15 protein-coding genes and 1 pseudogene are annotated in these 16,521 nt (G+C 63.3%); 4 read left to right on the plus strand and 12 right to left on the minus strand.

Features of this window, described 5'->3' with window-relative positions:
* The 7 genes from VFB05_RS07610 to flgB all read right to left on the minus strand — a co-directional run.
* Nucleotides 1-1,588: PAS domain-containing protein (locus tag VFB05_RS07610; protein WP_325010632.1), on the minus strand; the 1,588-nt coding region annotated here is incomplete at its 3' end.
* A 186-nt stretch (nt 1,589-1,774) separates the two neighbouring features.
* Nucleotides 1,775-2,854 carry a flagellar biosynthesis protein FlhB gene (gene flhB / locus VFB05_RS07615; RefSeq protein WP_325010634.1) on the minus strand — a complete coding sequence of 360 codons (1,080 nt, stop codon included), beginning with the start codon at nt 2,852-2,854 and terminating at the stop codon, nt 1,775-1,777.
* Between the two features lie 14 nt (nt 2,855-2,868).
* Nucleotides 2,869-3,639: a flagellar biosynthetic protein FliR gene (fliR, locus tag VFB05_RS07620; RefSeq protein ID WP_325010636.1), complete on the minus strand. Its 771-nt coding sequence runs from the start codon at nt 3,637-3,639 to the stop codon at nt 2,869-2,871.
* 17 nt (nt 3,640-3,656) lie between these two features.
* Nucleotides 3,657-3,920, minus strand: coding sequence for a flagellar biosynthesis protein FliQ (gene fliQ / locus VFB05_RS07625; protein WP_027540419.1), 264 nt, complete (start codon nt 3,918-3,920; stop codon nt 3,657-3,659).
* Nucleotides 3,921-4,036: 116 nt separating this feature from the next.
* Nucleotides 4,037-4,345 carry a flagellar hook-basal body complex protein FliE gene (gene fliE, locus VFB05_RS07630; protein ID WP_325010640.1) on the minus strand — a complete coding sequence of 103 codons (309 nt, stop codon included), beginning with the start codon at nt 4,343-4,345 and terminating at the stop codon, nt 4,037-4,039.
* Between the two features lie 16 nt (nt 4,346-4,361).
* Nucleotides 4,362-4,787 carry a flagellar basal body rod protein FlgC gene (gene flgC, locus VFB05_RS07635; protein ID WP_325010642.1) on the minus strand — a complete coding sequence of 142 codons (426 nt, stop codon included), beginning with the start codon at nt 4,785-4,787 and terminating at the stop codon, nt 4,362-4,364.
* Nucleotides 4,788-4,838: 51 nt separating this feature from the next.
* Nucleotides 4,839-5,246: a flagellar basal body rod protein FlgB gene (gene flgB / locus VFB05_RS07640; protein ID WP_325010645.1), complete on the minus strand. Its 408-nt coding sequence runs from the start codon at nt 5,244-5,246 to the stop codon at nt 4,839-4,841.
* Nucleotides 5,247-5,752: 506 nt separating this feature from the next.
* Between flgB and VFB05_RS07645 the strand changes: the two genes are divergently transcribed.
* Entirely contained in the window at nt 5,753-6,703 is a 951-nt protein-coding gene (locus VFB05_RS07645) for a flagellar biosynthetic protein FliO (RefSeq protein ID WP_325010647.1), read from the plus strand.
* Nucleotides 6,700-7,458 (plus strand): flagellar type III secretion system pore protein FliP, encoded by a 759-nt coding sequence (gene fliP / locus VFB05_RS07650; RefSeq protein WP_325010649.1) that lies wholly within the window; start codon nt 6,700-6,702, stop codon nt 7,456-7,458. Before VFB05_RS07645 ends, fliP begins: the two co-directional genes overlap by 4 nt.
* Before the next feature lie 3 nt (nt 7,459-7,461).
* Here fliP and VFB05_RS07655 read toward each other — a convergent pair whose 3' ends face one another.
* The 5 genes from VFB05_RS07655 to fliL all read right to left on the minus strand — a co-directional run bounded on the left by VFB05_RS07655 (nt 7,462) and on the right by fliL (nt 14,448).
* Nucleotides 7,462-11,265 (minus strand): tetratricopeptide repeat protein, encoded by a 3,804-nt coding sequence (locus VFB05_RS07655; RefSeq protein WP_325010651.1) that lies wholly within the window; start codon nt 11,263-11,265, stop codon nt 7,462-7,464.
* 251 nt (nt 11,266-11,516) lie between these two features.
* A complete protein-coding gene (locus tag VFB05_RS07660; protein ID WP_325010653.1) occupies nt 11,517-12,269 on the minus strand; it encodes a flagellar protein FlbB in 753 nt (250 codons plus the stop codon).
* Nucleotides 12,266-12,736, minus strand: coding sequence for a DUF6468 domain-containing protein (locus VFB05_RS07665; RefSeq protein ID WP_325010655.1), 471 nt, complete (start codon nt 12,734-12,736; stop codon nt 12,266-12,268). Before VFB05_RS07665 ends, VFB05_RS07660 begins: the two co-directional genes overlap by 4 nt.
* Entirely contained in the window at nt 12,733-13,935 is a 1,203-nt protein-coding gene (gene fliM, locus VFB05_RS07670) for a flagellar motor switch protein FliM (protein ID WP_325010657.1), read from the minus strand. The genes VFB05_RS07665 and fliM overlap by 4 nt, the downstream gene beginning before the upstream one ends.
* 18 nt (nt 13,936-13,953) lie before the next feature.
* On the minus strand, nt 13,954-14,448 hold the full coding sequence (fliL, locus tag VFB05_RS07675; RefSeq protein WP_325010659.1) for a flagellar basal body-associated protein FliL: 495 nt from the start codon (nt 14,446-14,448) through the stop codon (nt 13,954-13,956).
* 375 nt (nt 14,449-14,823) lie between these two features.
* On the opposite strand from fliL, the gene flgF reads away from it, so the two are divergent.
* Nucleotides 14,824-15,588, plus strand: a complete 765-nt coding sequence (flgF, locus tag VFB05_RS07680; RefSeq protein ID WP_325010661.1) for a flagellar basal-body rod protein FlgF — start codon at nt 14,824-14,826, stop codon at nt 15,586-15,588.
* Nucleotides 15,589-15,599: 11 nt separating this feature from the next.
* Nucleotides 15,600-16,388 (plus strand): annotated as a pseudogene (flgG, locus tag VFB05_RS07685) (flagellar basal-body rod protein FlgG).
* Nucleotides 16,389-16,521 lie beyond the last annotated feature (133 nt).

A 16,521-nucleotide genomic window follows, 5' to 3' on the forward strand; every position in this document is an offset into this window, starting at 1 on the left:
GGCGCGAGAACGCCAGCAGCTGGCGCACCAGCGTTGCCGCGCGCGTCGCGTTCTGCTTGATCTGCATGATGTCCTGGAACGACGGATCGGTCGGCTTGTGCGCGTTCAGCAGGAAGTCGTTCGCCATCATGATCGCGGACAACACGTTGTTGAAGTCGTGCGCGATGCCGCCGGCGAGCTGGCCGACCATGTCCATCTTCTGCGACTGGTTGATCTGGTTCTCCAGCGCACGGCGCTCGGTCGTCTCCAGCATGTAGACGATGGCAGCTTCCGCCTCGCGCTCGTCTTCCTCGACCGCGGTGACGAAGAACTGCCCCCAGCGTTCCCTCGCCCCGTCGAGCATCACTTCCACCGGCGCGATATCGCCCTGCCCCAGCGCCGCCTGGTTGATGGCCGCGACAAGCAAATTGCGATCCCTCGCGTTGACCGTGCTGAAAATCGACTTGCCATCGGCGCCGAGATTCTGCGCCAGCTTGGCGAAGCGCGCGTTGGCCCGCACGATCGCGCCCGCGCGATCGACGGTCGCAATCGCCATCGGCGTATGGTCGAAGAAGCGCATGAAGCGCACTTCGGCGGCGCGCTGCGGGTCGGCGCGCTCGTCGCGCGCGCGGCTGATGACGAGCGTGCGCGAGGCGCCCGGCGCGCCGTCGGCGCCGAAAGCGAGCTTGTGATAGAGACGAGCCGGCATGGTCTTGCCAGTCCGCATCCGCAAATCGATATCGAAAACTTCGGTCGTCACCTCGCCCGGCATCGGCGTGATCGAGGTCAAAAGCGCAGCGCCGTCGCCGGAGACGATGTCCGTCAGCTTCAACCCGCCCGAACCGATTTCTGCCAAATCGTAGTCGAGCCAGTTGGCAAGCGTCGCATTGACATAGGCGATCTCGCCAGCTGCGTTGACCGAGAAGAAGCCGCACGGCGCGTGATCGAGGTATTCGATCGCGTGCTGCAATTCCTGAAACACGTCTTCCTGTCGTTCACGGTCGCGGGTGATATCGGCAATCGACCACACCGCATATTTCGGCTCGCGCTTGTTCTGGCCGAGCGGGCGCACCCGCATCCGCAGCCAGCGGCCGTGCGAGCCATCGCTTCCGGCGATGCGGACCTCCTCCTGCTGGCGCTTGCCTTCGCGCGCGGCCTTGAGCAGGCGGAACACGGCTTCCGAGACGTCGGGATTGCCGATGAAGACCCGTTCGACCGGCCGCACCTCGTGCGCGCTCGCCGCACCCGTCAACGTCAGATAGGCCGAATTGCAGTAGACGACGTGGCCGCGGGCATCGGTAACGGCGATCCCGTCATAGGCGAGATCGGCGATCCGCCGCACCACCGGATCGTCGGCGGACCGGTCGACAAAGCGAACGATGCCGGCGGCAAAGGCAAAGAGATTGAACAGCCCGACCATCGCGAGCAGCGCCAACAGCCCCAGAATATAAGGCTGCGCCTGCGCCCGCCCGAGCGTCGTGAGCGCGCCCGCAATCGCCACGATGGCGCCGGCAACCAGCAGCACCAGCAGGATGCTGCCGCCCCGCCGCACCGGCTCATGGGCGGCGGCCGGTTCTTGCGACGGATAATGGTCAGGTTCGGCGATCATCGGAAGGGAAAGTAGCCTGTCGACACGGATAAAACGCGCATTATTTACGCTAGATTCGGCGTGCCGGCACGCTGGTGGAGAATCGCTCCACTAGTCCCCTCAGTGCCTGAATCTACCCTGCCAGCGCAAGGCCAACTCCCGATATTTCGCAAAACTATCAACGATGTCCGTCTGGAACCGGCGACATCACCGCCGTCGGTTGGCAACCCCGCGCTTGAGACCCATGACGTAGCCGATGATCTCGGCGACCGCGTGATAGTGCTCCACGGGTATCTCGTCGTCGATTTCGACCGTCGCATAGAGCGCCCGCGCCAGCGGCACGTTCTCGACGATCGGAATGTTGTGCTCGCCGGCGATCTCCCTGATCTTCAAGGCGATCAGATCGACGCCCTTGGCGACGCAAATCGGCGCCGCCATGCCGCGTTCGTAGGACAGGGCGACCGAATAGTGGGTCGGGTTGGTGATGATGACGGACGCCTTGGGCACCGCCGCCATCATGCGCTTCTTCATCCGCGCCTGACGCAATTGCCGGATGCGGCCCTTGATGTGCGGATCGCCTTCGGACTGCTTGAACTCCTCCTTCATGTCCCGCAACGACATCTTCTGCCGCTCGTACCATTGCCGGTACTGGAAGAAATAGTCTGCGATCGCGACCACCGCGAGCATCGCGACCACCGCCCCCATCAGATGCAGCGCCATGCTGACGACCACGCTCAATATGGCCGCCGGATCGAATCGCAGCATCGATTCCAGACGATGCCGCTCCGGCCAGAGGATCGCCGTCATGACCGCGCCGAGCGCGATCAGCTTGAACAGGCCCTTGCCGAAATTGGCGAGCGCCTGCTTGCCGAAGATGCGCTTGGCGCCCTCCATCGGCGAAATCTTCGAAAGTTTCGGCTTGAGCGATTCCCCCGACCAGACCAGCCGGTGTTGCAGGATGTTGGCCGCGATCGCCGCGAGCATCAGCATCAGGATCGGAATCCCGATGGCGGCAAACACCGCGTATTCCAGATTTTCCGCCAGCCTCAGGAGGCCCGGACCGTCGGTCCGGATCATCCACGAATTGGCAACGAGGTTGCGCAAGGGCACCTCGATGCCGCCGATGGAGCTGGCAAAGGTCGAGAGAACAAGCGTTGCGCCCGAGATCATGAACCAGGTGTTGACCTCCTGGCTCTTGGCGACGTCCCCACGCTCCAGCGCCTCATCGAGACGTTTTTGCGTGGGGTCTTCCGTGCGTTCGCCGCCGGACTCGTCTTCTTCGGCCATTTACTTCACAGGCCTCACTTGAGAGGAATCATCTGGTGCATGACGCCGATGAAGTAGTCGAGGAAGGTTCCCATCATGGCGGCAAGCACGACGCCGAAGATCAGGAAACCCGACAGGATCGAGAGCGGTACGCCGACGAAATAGACCTGCATCTGCGGCATCAGCCGCGCCAGCACGCCAAGCCCGATATTGAAGACAAGACCGAAAACCAGAAACGGCGCAGCCAGTTGCATGCCGATCTTGAAAGCGGCGGTGAAGGCGCGGGTGGCGAGCTCGGCCACGTCCCCGCTCGGCACCACCTCGCCCGGCGAAAAGATCCTGTAGCTGTCGTTGAGTGCGGCAATGACCAGATAATGGCTGTCGGTCGCAAACAGCATGGTGACGCCGAGCAGCGTCAGGAAATTGCCGATCAGGACGCCCTGCTGTCCCTGCGTCGGATCGACGGTGGTGACAAAACCGAGGCCGAGCTGCTGGGCGATCACCGCGCCCGCGACCTGCAGCGCCGCCAGGGTCACGCGCGCGGTCGCGCCCAGCACGATGCCGATCAGGATCTCGTACACCATCATCACGAGAAGCGCCGCCATCGAGTTCATGTCGACGTGATAGTCGGCGCGATGCAGCGGCAGGATGATCAGCGTCAGTAGAAGCGCGATCGAAAGCTTGACGCGGACCGGGATATTGGTTTCGCCGAGGCCCGGCAGCAGCATCACCATCGCGCCGACGCGGGCGAAGGTCAGCATGAAGGCGGCCGCCAAGATTGGCAAAAGCGAGATATCGATACGCATGCGCGCTCAGCATGCCACTAGCCGCCTATGATTCGCGACGAAATCCGCATCATGTGGCTGTGCAGCGAATCGGCCATGAACGGCAGCGCCAATAATAATGTGACGAAGATCGCGAGAATCTTCGGCACGAAGATCAGCGTCTGCTCCTGAATCTGGGTCAGCGCCTGGAACAGCGACACCACCACGCCCACGACAAGCCCCACTACCATCAGCGGGGACGACACCACGACGATGGTCCAGATCGCATCACGCGCCACGTCGAGGGTTTCAGCACCGGTCATTTTCGCAACTCACTTTTCTTTCGATTGCGTCATTCCGGGGCGCGAGTGAAACGAGCGAACCCGGAATCTCGAGGTTCCGGGTTCGATGCTTCGCATCGCCCCGGAACGACGAAAAATCATATCGCCATCTTCATGACGTCTTCGTAGGCCGCGATCACCTTGTCGCGCACCGACACCAGCGTCGAGACCGCGACATCGGTTTCCGCAACCGCCGTCACCACATCCATGACATTGGCCTTGCCTGAGGCCATCGCGACCGTCTGCGCGTCGGATTTGCGCCCGGCATCGAGCACGCCGCCGACCGCTTCCTTCAGCACGTCGCCGAACGACAAACCGGCCGGATCAGCGGCCTTGGCCGCGCCGCCGGCATCCAGGATCTTGGCAGCGGAAGCATACGCATTGGCGGCAATTGCGGGCGAAGCCATGGTTCAAGCCTTCCTGTCAGGTTTTGAGAATGTCGAGCGTGCGCTGGATCATCCGGCGCGTGGCGCTGATGATGTTGAGATTGGCCTCATAGGATCGCTGCGCCTCCCGCATGTCGTTCATTTCGATCATCGGGTTGACGTTCGGATATTTGACGTAGCCGGTGGCGTCGGCAGCCGGATTAGAGGGCTCGTATTTGACGTGAAACGCGGACTGGTCGGTCCTGATCTTGCCGAGTGTCACCACCTTAGCGTCCAGCGCCCTGTCGAGCGCCGAGGAGAACGTCGGCACCTTGCGCCGGTAAGGATCGCCGCCGGCGGTCGATGCCGTCGAATCGGCGTTGGCGATATTTTCCGAAATCACCCGCATGCGTCCGGACTGCGCGCGCAGTCCCGACGTCGCAATGCCCATTGAGCGGACGAAATCATTCGCATCGCTTGACATGATGCATATCCCCTTTTGGCTAGCGGCGCCCGGCTTTAACGATCACGCGCATCAACCCTTGCCGATCGCCGTCTTGATGAGATGCAGGCTCTTCGAGTAGAGCGAGGTCACCGCCGCGTAATCCATCTGGTTGGCGGACACTTTCAGCATTTCGTCTTCGAGGCTGACCGCGTTGCCCGCGGGCCGCGTCAGAAATCCGGCGCGCTTGTTCTCACCGAAGGTCGGATCGGCGCCGTCAGCCCCGATATGGCCCGTGCTGGTGCGCGCCATCGCCAGCGTTGTCGCTCCGCCGTCGACCTTGCCGCTGCCGATTTCGAATTTCGGCTCGACCAGATCGCGCGGCCTGAAGTTCGGCGTATTCGAATTGGATACGTTGTCGGCCAGCACGCTCTGGCGTTCCTGGTGCCACTGCATCTTGGTGCGCAAGATCGACAGGGTTGGAAGATCGCTGATAGCCATCGCGGCGCTCCCCTTCGGCCAACGGCTTGATGCCGGTAGGCAGAATTTGCCGTGCGTATGGTTAATGGCTGGTTAAAATTGCGTTCCGCGCGACACCGGCGATTGAGCCACGAACTGGGGCGCCGAATCGTTTCGAGCGCAATTTCGCCACGAATGCTGCGTTAACCAGCAAAATCATCGGCACCGGCATCGCGAGAAGTCGTTTTGGCCCTGCCGATTCATGGGTTATTAAGGCTAGTGCCCGCTTTCCGAAGTTCGTGCTCTATCGCGGCACCCACTTCCACGAACTTCGGAAAGTCATGGGCACCAGCAGACCTATTGATTCTAGTGCCGCTTTTCTATTTGAAGTTCCTGGATCGGATTCGCCGCTTGTGGTGCAGGAACTTCAAATAGGCGGCACTAGTCGGGACGGCAGCTTTTGCCGTGGGACATTAACTAGGGCCGGCGTTGAAGGCTCGTAGGGCGTCGCGGGGGTCATATGGGCCTCCCCTCGCCGGGGAAAAAGCATGCAGGCACTTACATTTTTCTTCGCGTTCGTGGCCGTCCTGGCGCTGATCGGCGTGGTGGCCTGGTTGATCCGCCGATTCGCCTCCAACCGGCTCGGCGCCAACACTCAACGCGGAAGAATGCCGCGGCTTGCCGTGATCGATGCCGCCGCGGTGGACGGACGCCGCCGGCTTGTGCTGGTCCGGCGCGACAATATCGAGCATCTCCTGATGATCGGCGGTCCGACCGACATCGTCGTCGAGCCCAATATCGTGCGTGCAGCGCCCGGGCGCGATCAGTTGCCGCCGCGCCCCGCAGTTGCGAGCCCCGAGGTGCAGCAGCCGCGGATTGTTCCACTGCCGGACGCCGCCGGCTGGAGCGACGGCGATGGCGCACGCGTCGAGCCTTTCGAACATGGCGAACCGCAGATGCCCGAGCCGCCGCCGCGCCCGGCACGACCGGCCTTTGCCGAAGAAGCGCGCCGGCCCGCCCGCGCGGAGCGTGGCGATCCCCTGACCGGCTTTACGCCCGAACCGATGGGCGGCCGTCCCGAGCCGGTGCCGCCTGTCCCGCCCCGCATGCCACGAGGCGAACCGATGCAGCGCGGCGAGCCGATGATGCCGCGCCCGGTGCGGCCGGTGCCATCAGATACGCCGAAACCGCCGCCGCTTCGCGCCGAGCGCCCGGTTGCACCTCCACCACCGCCGCGCAACGAACCTCCGATGCCTCCGCCGATGTCGTCGGCCGACCAGAACCTTGCGGAAATGGCGCAGCGGCTCGAGGCCGCGCTTCGCCGCCCGCCCGGCAGCGAGCCGGCACCGCCCGTCGCACCGGAGCCGCCCGCGGCCCGCAATGCACCGCGCAACGAGCCGCCCGTGCCGCCGCCCGCGCCGGCTCCGGCCAAGAGCGGGTTTGATAATCTCGAAGACGAAATGGCCTCGCTGCTCGGCCGGCCAAAGAATCCTTCGTGAGGGCCGCGAGCCCTCCGCGTAGAGTTTTATTCCTAGCCACCCTGTTCACCGCCAGCCTGCTGGCCCTGCCCGCTTGGGCGCAGGACATCAGCATCAATCTCGGCGGCCAGGGCAATGGCGGCGTGACCGAGCGCGCGATCCAGCTGATCGCGCTGCTCACGGTGCTGTCGATCGCGCCGTCGATCCTGATCATGATGACGTCGTTCACGCGCATCGTGGTCGTGCTGTCGCTGCTGCGCACCGCGCTCGGCACCGCAACCGCGCCGCCGAACACGGTGATCATTGCCCTGGCGATGTTTTTGACCGCGTTCGTGATGGGACCGGTACTGCAGAAATCCTACGATGACGGGATCAAGCCGCTGGTCGCCAACCAGATCAGCGTCGAGGATGCTCTGCAGCGCGCCTCGGTGCCGTTGCGCGGTTTCATGCTGAAGAACGTGCGCGAAAAGGACATCAAATTGTTTCAGGACATGTCTGGCGAGCCGCTGCCGGCGACGCCGCAGGATCTGTCGCTGCGCATCCTGATGCCCGCCTTCATGATCTCGGAACTCAAGCGCGCCTTCGAGATCGGCTTCCTCTTGTTCCTGCCGTTCCTGATCATCGACATGGTGGTCGCCTCGGTCTTGATGTCGATGGGCATGATGATGCTGCCGCCGGTGACAGTGTCCCTGCCCTTCAAGCTGATCTTCTTCGTGCTGATCGACGGCTGGTCGCTGGTCGCCGGCAGCCTGGTGCAGAGCTACGGCGGGGGATAAAGCCTATCTGGCTCGCGCCTGCTTGGTTCCGACAATCACAGGCAGCGCGCCGGTCGGAGCCGGATCGGCCTTCGCCATTCCCGGCTGCAAATTCGCGCGCGCGGTTGCGTCCGGATAGCGCGCCTTCATATCGCGCAAAAACCCTTCCAGCGTATCGACGCTGGCTGCCATCTTGGCGATCTGGGCAAAGTCCGCGCCGGATGATCCGACCGGCTTGCTCGCAACCTCGAACGCGGCCCGGTCCGCGGGCGCACTCATCAAGGGTAAATACTTTTCGCGGAACCGCGACATGCCGATAACGTCTTCGGCAAGCGCATAACCCACCACCGCGCGGATGATGTCGCTCTTCTCGGCCGCGCTCAGCGGTTTGAAGTCGCGCCAGCGGTCGGCGTAATAGAGTTCGATCTGTTCGGCCGACTGCCGCCATTGCCGCGAGGCCCAGTAGATGTCAGAGCGCAGGCGGATCGCTTCCCGGCCCGGAATATTGGAAATGATGTCGAGCGCGAGGTCGTGACGGCCGACGTCGCTTTGCGCGCGCGCCTCAAGCAGCAGCCGCTGCTGCCGCAATTCACCGGACAGGTCGGCGATGCGCGTGGAGCGAAGCGCGTCGATCGCCCGCTCCGGCTTGTGGTTGGTGAGATAGACCATGGCAAGGCGCGCGGCGACTTGCGCGCGCGCCGCACCCTCGAGGCGCTTGTCGACCTGATATTGCAAAAGCTCGGCCGCCTGGTCGAGCAGGTCGACGGCAACCAGACGGTCCGCAAGACGGCGGATCATCTCGTCGCCGCGCCGGCCGATCGGCGTCAGGTCGCGATATTCGTAGAACATGCCAAGCGCATCGATCGGCGGCAGATCGTCGCCCTTCGGCCCCAGAAAGAGCGCCGAGAACAGCGCGGAGGCGGCATCCTGGCCCGCCCGTGCGACCTCCAGATTGGGCGCCAGCAGGTTGGCGGTCCGGATCGCGGCAAAGGATTCGGAAAAGCGTCCGCTCTCGGCATAGATCTTGGCCATCATTTCAAGCGCCTGCACCTCGAGCGCGTCGCCGCGCCAGGTGATCGACAGCGTCTCGAACTCCTTGAGCGCGTCTTCCTGGGTGATTTCGTTGCGCCTTTGCTTCAGCGCGACTTCAAGCAGCCTCGCTTCGGTCTCGGCCTGGCGGTCCGTCGAGGCGATCGCGCGGTTATATTGATCCAGCGCATCGCGGTCGTGACCGAGACCCTCGGCGAGCCGGCCGCGCAAGACGGCAACCTGCGCAGCCTGCTCCGGCAGGAGGCCGATCACGTCCAGCTCGCTGGAGCGCTGCGCCGCGCCCGGATAGTCCTTCACCTCGACAGAGGCGCGCATCGCGTCGGCAAGCACGATCCGCTGCAGATCGATCGGCAGCGAGCGGATGGCGAATTCGGTGCTCTTGAACTTCTCGCGTGCGTCCGCCCACTTGCCCTGACGGGCACTCGCCAGCGCCTTCCAGAGCTGCGAATCGTAGTTGCTTCCGATCACGGGGCTGGCGAGATCTTTCAGACCCCGTTCGGTGCGCCCCATCAGGATGCTGGCCAGCGAGTGAACGATCAAGGCGGCGGGATCCTCCGAGCCCGCTTTGGAATCCGCCAGCGCGAGATTGAGCACGCCGACGGCCTCCGGATACATGCCGCGCGCCATATAGAAGCGGGCGAGATCGACCTGCGCCAGCATGCGCTGCTCGGGACCGGCGGTCATGGCGGTACCGGCCGCCTCGACCAAAGCGTCCAGCCGCGCGTTGAAATCTCCTTCCTTGTTCTTGCGCCACTCGCCGAGATCGAAAATCGGCCGCACCGCCGTGGGCGCGCGCTCGGCTCCATTATCGGCCGGCGACAGCGTCAACCCGCCCGGCTTGCCGAGCACGACCTTGTCGGGCCCGACATCCACGGTCACGTCGTCGGAGTTCGGGCGGATGGCAACGCCATGGATGGACTCGAGCAGCGACAGCTCGACAAAATCCTGCCGCTTGATGAAACCGCGCGAGGGCGGCCTTGCCGTTACCACGTATAACGTGTCGCCGACGTCGGGATCGCTGAAGCGATGCAGACTGCCTGCCTTGGTCATCGGCACCGTGACGTTGGCGAGCGCGGGATCGGCGATATTTCTGATCGCCGACAGCGCCTGGGACGGCGTATGCACGGTATCGGCAAAGGTCACCGTCCAGCTTGTTCCCGTGGCCAGATCCTCACCCGAGATCGAGGGCAGTTGCGGCCGGTTGAGGCGGAATCGCACCACCTGGCCTTTGTCCTGCGGCACGATGCTGACATCGGCCACCGCCGCGCCACCCTGCCCGCGGATCGGCTCGAGGTTGATCGGCTTTTTCGAATCCAGCATCAGCCACAACGTGTCGGCGCGACGGAACAGCGCAGCCGGCGTGCCTTCCGGCATCGAGAAGGTCATGTGCAGGCCTTCGCTGTCGCGGATCACGACGACATCGGTGGCGCCTGCGTCCTGCTTCGCGCTGGTGGGCGAAGCCGCAACGGGCGCGGCCTGGATTTTTTTCGGCGGCGCTTCCGCTGGCTTCGCCTGTGTCTCGACCGGCGCTGCCGGAGGCGTCGCGGCTTGCGGCGCGGCCGCCGCCTTCGGCGCGCCTTCGGCGACGGGTTCGGCGGCAAGCGGCGGGGCTATCGCTTCCGACTTTTGTTGTGGCGGCGGCTGTTGTGGCTGTGGCGCAGATACTATCGGCACCACCGCAGCCGCCGGCTTCTCGGCCATGGCTGGTTGTTCGGCGACCGGCGCCATTGGCTGATCCGGCGCGGCAATCGGATTTTCGGCCATTGCAGGTTTTTCGGCTGCAGGTTTTTCGGCCGCAGGTGCGGCGGCAGGCATCGCCGCGGCGGGCACAGGCACAGCAGGAGCCTTCTCGGCGGCGCGCATCGGGGTCGCGCGCGCGGCGTCGGAGGCTTGTGGCGCCAAAACCTTGTCGGGCTGCTGGAAGGCAACGTCGATGACGTAGTTCTTGTCTTCGCGGAAGGAATGGACGTCCACGTCGCCGACCATGGCGAGTTCCACCTGCGCGGTTTCGCCGTCGATCTTCTGGCTGATCGAAGCGACATTCGGCGGGGCCGAGAGCTTGGCATCGGCCAGATCGAATGTCAGCGCCTTGCTGAAGAGCAGTTTGAGTTTCTGCTCGTTCAGCACCGAGGAAACGCCGACGCCGTCGGGCATTTCGAAAACAAAGCGGACGAAGGTCGGCTGAACCAACGCGCGAACACGCACCGGCGCGCGCTTCTTGGCTTCCGCGAGCGCCCGCTGCTGACGCAGTTCTCGCTCGGCGAGGCGGGCGCGTTCGGCAAGTTCCTTCACCACTTCGTTGGGAAGGCTCGGCGGCGGGCCGCTCCAGGAGTCGGGCAGGAAGTCGACGAACAACCGCTCGCCCGCCGTCATGGTGTTGATCGTTGCCTTGCGCGCCAGCGACAGGCGGATCGCCGACCCGTCCGGATCGCGGCGCGCCGCGCCGACATAGCCGGGCACCGCCTCGGCCAGCCCGTCGACGGATACATCGACCGGCCGCTCAAACCGGATCACGAGGATCGAACCGGCCGTGACCACTTCCGAGGTGACGTCTTCATCGAATTTGATCACGAGGCGCGCAAAGCCACCGCCGGACGAGAACGTCGCTTCCGCTTTCACCGGATCGGCGGCGAAGGCTGAAGCGGAAAAAGCCAGATATGCCAAAGCGCCAAACAGCAAAGCTGGCACGAAGCGCGAAGATCGCGTGCCGACGAGCGGAAGCGCGTGCACACGGCTGCGCACTCGCGACCAAAATCCAGCGGCAGCCATACGCGCCATTCGCTTCTCAAGAGCTCCGATTCCGAAGTTCGCTTGATATTGCAGCAACCTCTGATGCGAACTTCGGAATCAAAGGAGCTCTTGCAACTTATTGTTTCTAGTGCGGCTTGGAATTTGAAGTTCCTATGATGAATTCGCAGCAGCACCGATAGGAACTTCAAATTCGCCGCACTAGTTTTCCAATTCGTTCGATCGCCGACCAGCCGCAAGAATCTAGGATCGGCAATTTAAGGACTTGTTAAATATCCCCGTTAATTGCCCTTCTGGGGTTGCAGGATCTTGCCTTCGATTTTCGGAAGCTCGGGCTCGGCACTGGATTGCGTCCCTGCCCGGTGCGCCATTTCGACCGTGAGCCGTTCAGCTACCTCCGGCTGCATCAGGCCGAGAATATCGGCCATCTTGCGCGGGGCGATGTGCGAGGCGATTTCGAACAGCACCGGCATTTCCATCCGGTCGAACACCTTGGCCGCGTCCTTGGGCTTCATGCTTTCATACATGGTGACGATGCCCTTGAAGCGCGCCGCGTCCTCGTCGGCCTTTTGCTGAGCCGCGCCGGTAATGCGGGATTCAATCGCCTTCATCTCTTCGACGCGCCCCTCGGCGCGTTTCTCTGACGCCTTCAGCAGGCTTTCGCGAATGTCGATCTCACGCGCCCTCGTCTCGAGTTCCTGACGCCGCGCCTGCAAACGTTCGAGGATGGCGCGCTCCGCGGGAGGAACGGCCTGCCCCTGTTCGGGCTGCATGGTGGCCTCGGGCTTCGCCACCTCGGGCTTGGCCTCCGGTTTCTTTTCCTTGTCGACCGAGCCGGTGATGTCGGACGCTTCGGCATAGGTGCGGCCTGGAAAATTCAGGGTCTCCTGCGCCCAGGACGGTTTGGTGGCGTTCGGCTGATAGTCGAACACATATCCGCCGTCGAGCACGAGACCCGCAACCTTCAGAACCGCCAGACCAAAAACCGCAACCAGAACAACCGGAATGACGCGAATGTTACGAAACGATTTCATGCAGCCAGCCCATTGGATCTTCTACGTTCAGAGAATGCTTGCGCCGCCGCCGCAACCGCCCTGGCACTCGGCACCGGCGCGGGCGCTGGCACTGATACGGTTGCCGGCGTCGGTTCGGGCGCGGCGACAGGCGTCGACGGACGCGCCGCGCTGGTGATCTTCGACAGACGGCGCACCACCTGGTCGCATTCGCCGAGCTGCTTCTTCAGCTGCGCCGACATGTCCGTTGCTTCGGTCAGTTGAGTGCCGAGGTTCTCGTTGACGTCCCGCACCGTATGCTTGAGGCCGCCGATCGCGCGCTCGGCGATTTCGGTCGCCGTAATCAATTCGGCGATGGTGGCCTTGAGCGAATGCTCGTCGGCTTTCAATCGCTTGAGGCGCTTGTTCAACAACATGCAGTAACCGATCGTAACCATGAGCAAAATCGCGACCAGGCTCTCGATTACAATTCCGAGCGAATGGCTCATGGGGCCTCCATCATCTTGGTCTGCTCGTCGGCCTTCTCGAACATGGCAAAGGTCGTATTCGGTTTGCGCAATTGCTTGGCGACGCGGATGGCGACGCGGTCGCCCACACGTCCCATCCGTCCCTCGGTGAGCGTCACGCTGCCGCAGCGAACCGCGACCAGCGCATCGGCCCGCATTTCGAGAGGCAGGGTGTCGCCGACCTTCAGCTTCATCAGCTCCTTGAGCGGAATGTCGGCCTCGTAAAGCACGGCATCGACGGAAATCTCGGCCTGCGCCACTTCGGTCGCGAAATGGCCTTCCCAGATCGGGTCGCGGCCGAATTTTTCGCCCATGAACATCTGCAACAGAACGTTGCGGATCGGTTCGATGGTCGCATATGGCAGCAGCAACTCGATATTGCCGCCGCGATCTTCCATATCGATGCGCAGGCGCACCAGGATCGCGGCATTGGCGGGCCGGCTGATGGCGGCAAAGCGCGGATTGGTTTCGAGACGGTCGATCGTGAAGGTCACCGGCGAAAGCGGTCGGAACGCCTGCTCGGCGTCCGCCATCACCACTTCGACCAGGCGCTTGACGAGATTGGTTTCGATCGTGGTGTAAGGACGACCCTCGATGCGCATCGAGGTCTGGCCGCGACGGCCTCCGAGCAGCACGTCGATCATCGAATAGATCAGGCTGGAGTCGACCGTGACCAGCCCGAAATTTTCCCATTCCTCGGCCTTGAACACGCAGAGTACCGCCGGCAGCGGGATCGAGTTCATGTAGTCGCCGAAGCGGACCGAGGTGATGCGGTCGAGCGAGACTTCGACGTTGTCGGACGTGAAGTTGCGCAAGGAGGTCGTCAAGAGCCGCACCAGGCGGTCGAAGACGATTTCCAGCATCGGCAGACGCTCGTAGGAGACCATCGCCGAATCGATGATGGCGCGAATGCCGGAATTGTCGTCGAGATTTACCTCCCCGACATTGAAGCCGAGCAGATTGTCGATTTCCTCCTGCGACAGAACGCGTTCGCCGCCGTTCTTGCCGGTGCCGAAGTCGCGGCTGCCGTCCTCGACCATCGCCGCCCATTGCAGCGCCATGGTCTCCGACAGCTCGTTGGAGGCCGCTTCAGCGGCGGCCTCGGCCGGATCCTGGGAGTCAAGCTGCGCTTCCCATTGCGCAGCTATGGCATCCTGGTCGACTGGATCGTTGCCCGCCATGTTTTCAGATCCACATCGTCACTGGATAACGACTTCCTTGAACAGCACGGCCGAGACCTGGTTCGGCGCAACCGCGGCGTTGACGCGCCGCGTCAGGTCTTCCTTCAGGCGAAACAACCCGGCCGAACCGTTGAGATCGGTGGGACGCAATTCGCGCAAGTAAGTCTGGAAAATATCGGTCACGCGCGGCAGCGAGGGCTTGATCGCCTCGGCCTGCTTCTCTTCCTTGACCTCGAGCACGATCTTGGCCTTGAGATACTGCACCCGCTCCCCGGGCAAACCGATCAAGTTGACCAGCATGTCCGGCACTTCGACGTAAGTCGGCGGCTTCGGCGGCGGAGCCACGGCCTCCGCATGCGCTTCCTCGTTGTGATGGCGCATGAAGAAGAACCAGGTCGCGCCGCCGCCGGCGATCGCCAGCACCGCGACGACCGCGAGGATCAGTTTGAGTTTGCCTTTGGGTGCTGGCGCTTCGGCTGCTTCCGTAGCGCCTTCCGCCTCATTGTCCGCCATCGTCAGGGCCGCTCCGACGTCAAGAAGAGAATTCGATGCCGACAGGCGACCCCTCTGACGCGATACAACGCGGCACGTCCTGCGCTCGTTTTTGAACGCTACGGTAATAATGGTTAATGGAAGCTTTCTTTTGCGCGGTGACTGGGAAAAAGTTGCCGGGCAAACATGGTCAACAAGACCTTTCTGCCGCCCTCAAAATACCCCTCTCGATCAGCCAAGCCGTTGAAACGGCTTTCATTTCCGGATTGGCACGGCTTTCGCTGAGTACTCAACCGAACCGCGAAGGCTTGGGAGAGCTTGAGCGGTTCGAAGGATCCGGCAGAGCCGCCTGGGAGGGCATCAGCTTAACGGATCGTTTGAGGGGAGAACCAAGCGATGGAGAATGCGCTTCTCATCGGACTATCGCGGCAAACCGCGCTCGAGCGGCAGCTCGACGTGATTGCCAACAATATCGCGAACGTCAACACCACCGGCTTCAAGGCGGACGGCTCGCTGTTTGAGGAATATCTCAACACGCCGGCGCACGAAGACAATTTCGTCGGCCGCGATCGTCACGTCTCTTTCGTGCAGGACCGCGGCACCTACCGCAACATGACGCAGGGCCCGGTCGAGGGAACCGGCAACCCGCTCGATGTCGCAATCGACGGCTCTGGCTTCCTGGCCGTGCAAACGTCAGGCGGCGAGCGCTACACCCGCGACGGCAGTCTGCACATCGACAATACGGGCCAGCTCGTGACGTCGAACGGCAATCCGGTTCTGGGCGCCACCGGCCCGATCGTCTTTCAGGCGACCGACCACGACATCAACATCACGCCTGACGGCACCGTCACGGTGGTCGAAGGCGCCAACCGAACCGATTCGACCCGCGGCAAGCTTCGCCTCGTCTCCTTCACCGACGCACAGAAGCTGCTGAAGCAGGGCTCCAATCTTTACGCCGCTGGCGAAGGCGGAGCGCCGCAACCCGACACCAAATCGACGGTGCGGCAGGGCTTCATCGAAAAGTCGAACGTCAACTCGGTCGCCGAGATGAGCCTGATGATGGAAGTCTCGCGCGCCTACACCTCGATCGCAAACCTGATGAACCAGCAGGCCGAGCTGCAAAAGACCGCCATCCAGCAGCTCGCTGACGTGCCGGCGTAAGGAGACGAGACATGCAAGCACTTCACACAGCTGCGACCGGGATGGCGGCCCAGGAGCTGAGCGTCCAGGTCATCTCCAACAACATCGCGAACCTGCAAACCACCGGTTACAAGAAGCAGACGGCGGAATTCCAGGACCTGATCTACCAGCACATCGCCCGGGTCGGCGCGCAGGCCTCGACCCAGGGCACCATCCTTCCGATCGGCATCGACATCGGCGGCGGCGTCAAGACCGTCGGCACGCCGCGCTCGATGACGCAAGGCACGCTGTCGCAGACCGGCAACGATCTCGACCTCGCCATCACAGGCGAAGGCTTCTTCAAGATCCAGCAGCCCGACGGCACCTACCAGTACACCCGCGACGGCACCTTCCAGATGGACAATCAGGGCCGCGTCGTCACCGCGCAGGGCAACCCGGTGCAGCCGGCCATCACCATCCCGCAGAACGCGTCGGGCCTCACCGTCAACGCGCAGGGCCAGGTCTAGGTGACGGTGCCGGGCTCGACCACTTCGCAGATCATCGGTCAGATCCAGCTCACCAAGTTCATCAACAAGGCCGGCCTGCTGCCGGTCGGCAATAACCAGTTCCAGGACACGCCCTCCTCGGGGCCGCCGCAGGACGGCACCGCCGCGGCCGAAGGCTATGGCACGATCACCCAGGGCAGCCTGGAGCAGGCCAATGTCGACGTCGTCTCCGAGATGAGCGACCTGATCGCCGCGCAGCGCGCCTACGAGATGAACGCCAAGGTGATCTCGGCGGCCGACCAGATGATGCAATCCACCACCGCGCTGTTCCGCTGAGGGGATTGATCATGGCGCTCCGTGCTCTCCTCCTCGCAGCAGTGCTCCTCGCCGCCAGCCCCGCGCCGCTCCTCGCCGCATCCGGCGACGCGGAGCCGGCCTGGGCCAGCGCCAGCATCGCGCTGCCGGTGCT

It is taken from the genome of Bradyrhizobium sp. (assembly GCF_035652035.1).
Lineage (GTDB): Bacteria > Pseudomonadota > Alphaproteobacteria > Rhizobiales > Xanthobacteraceae > Bradyrhizobium.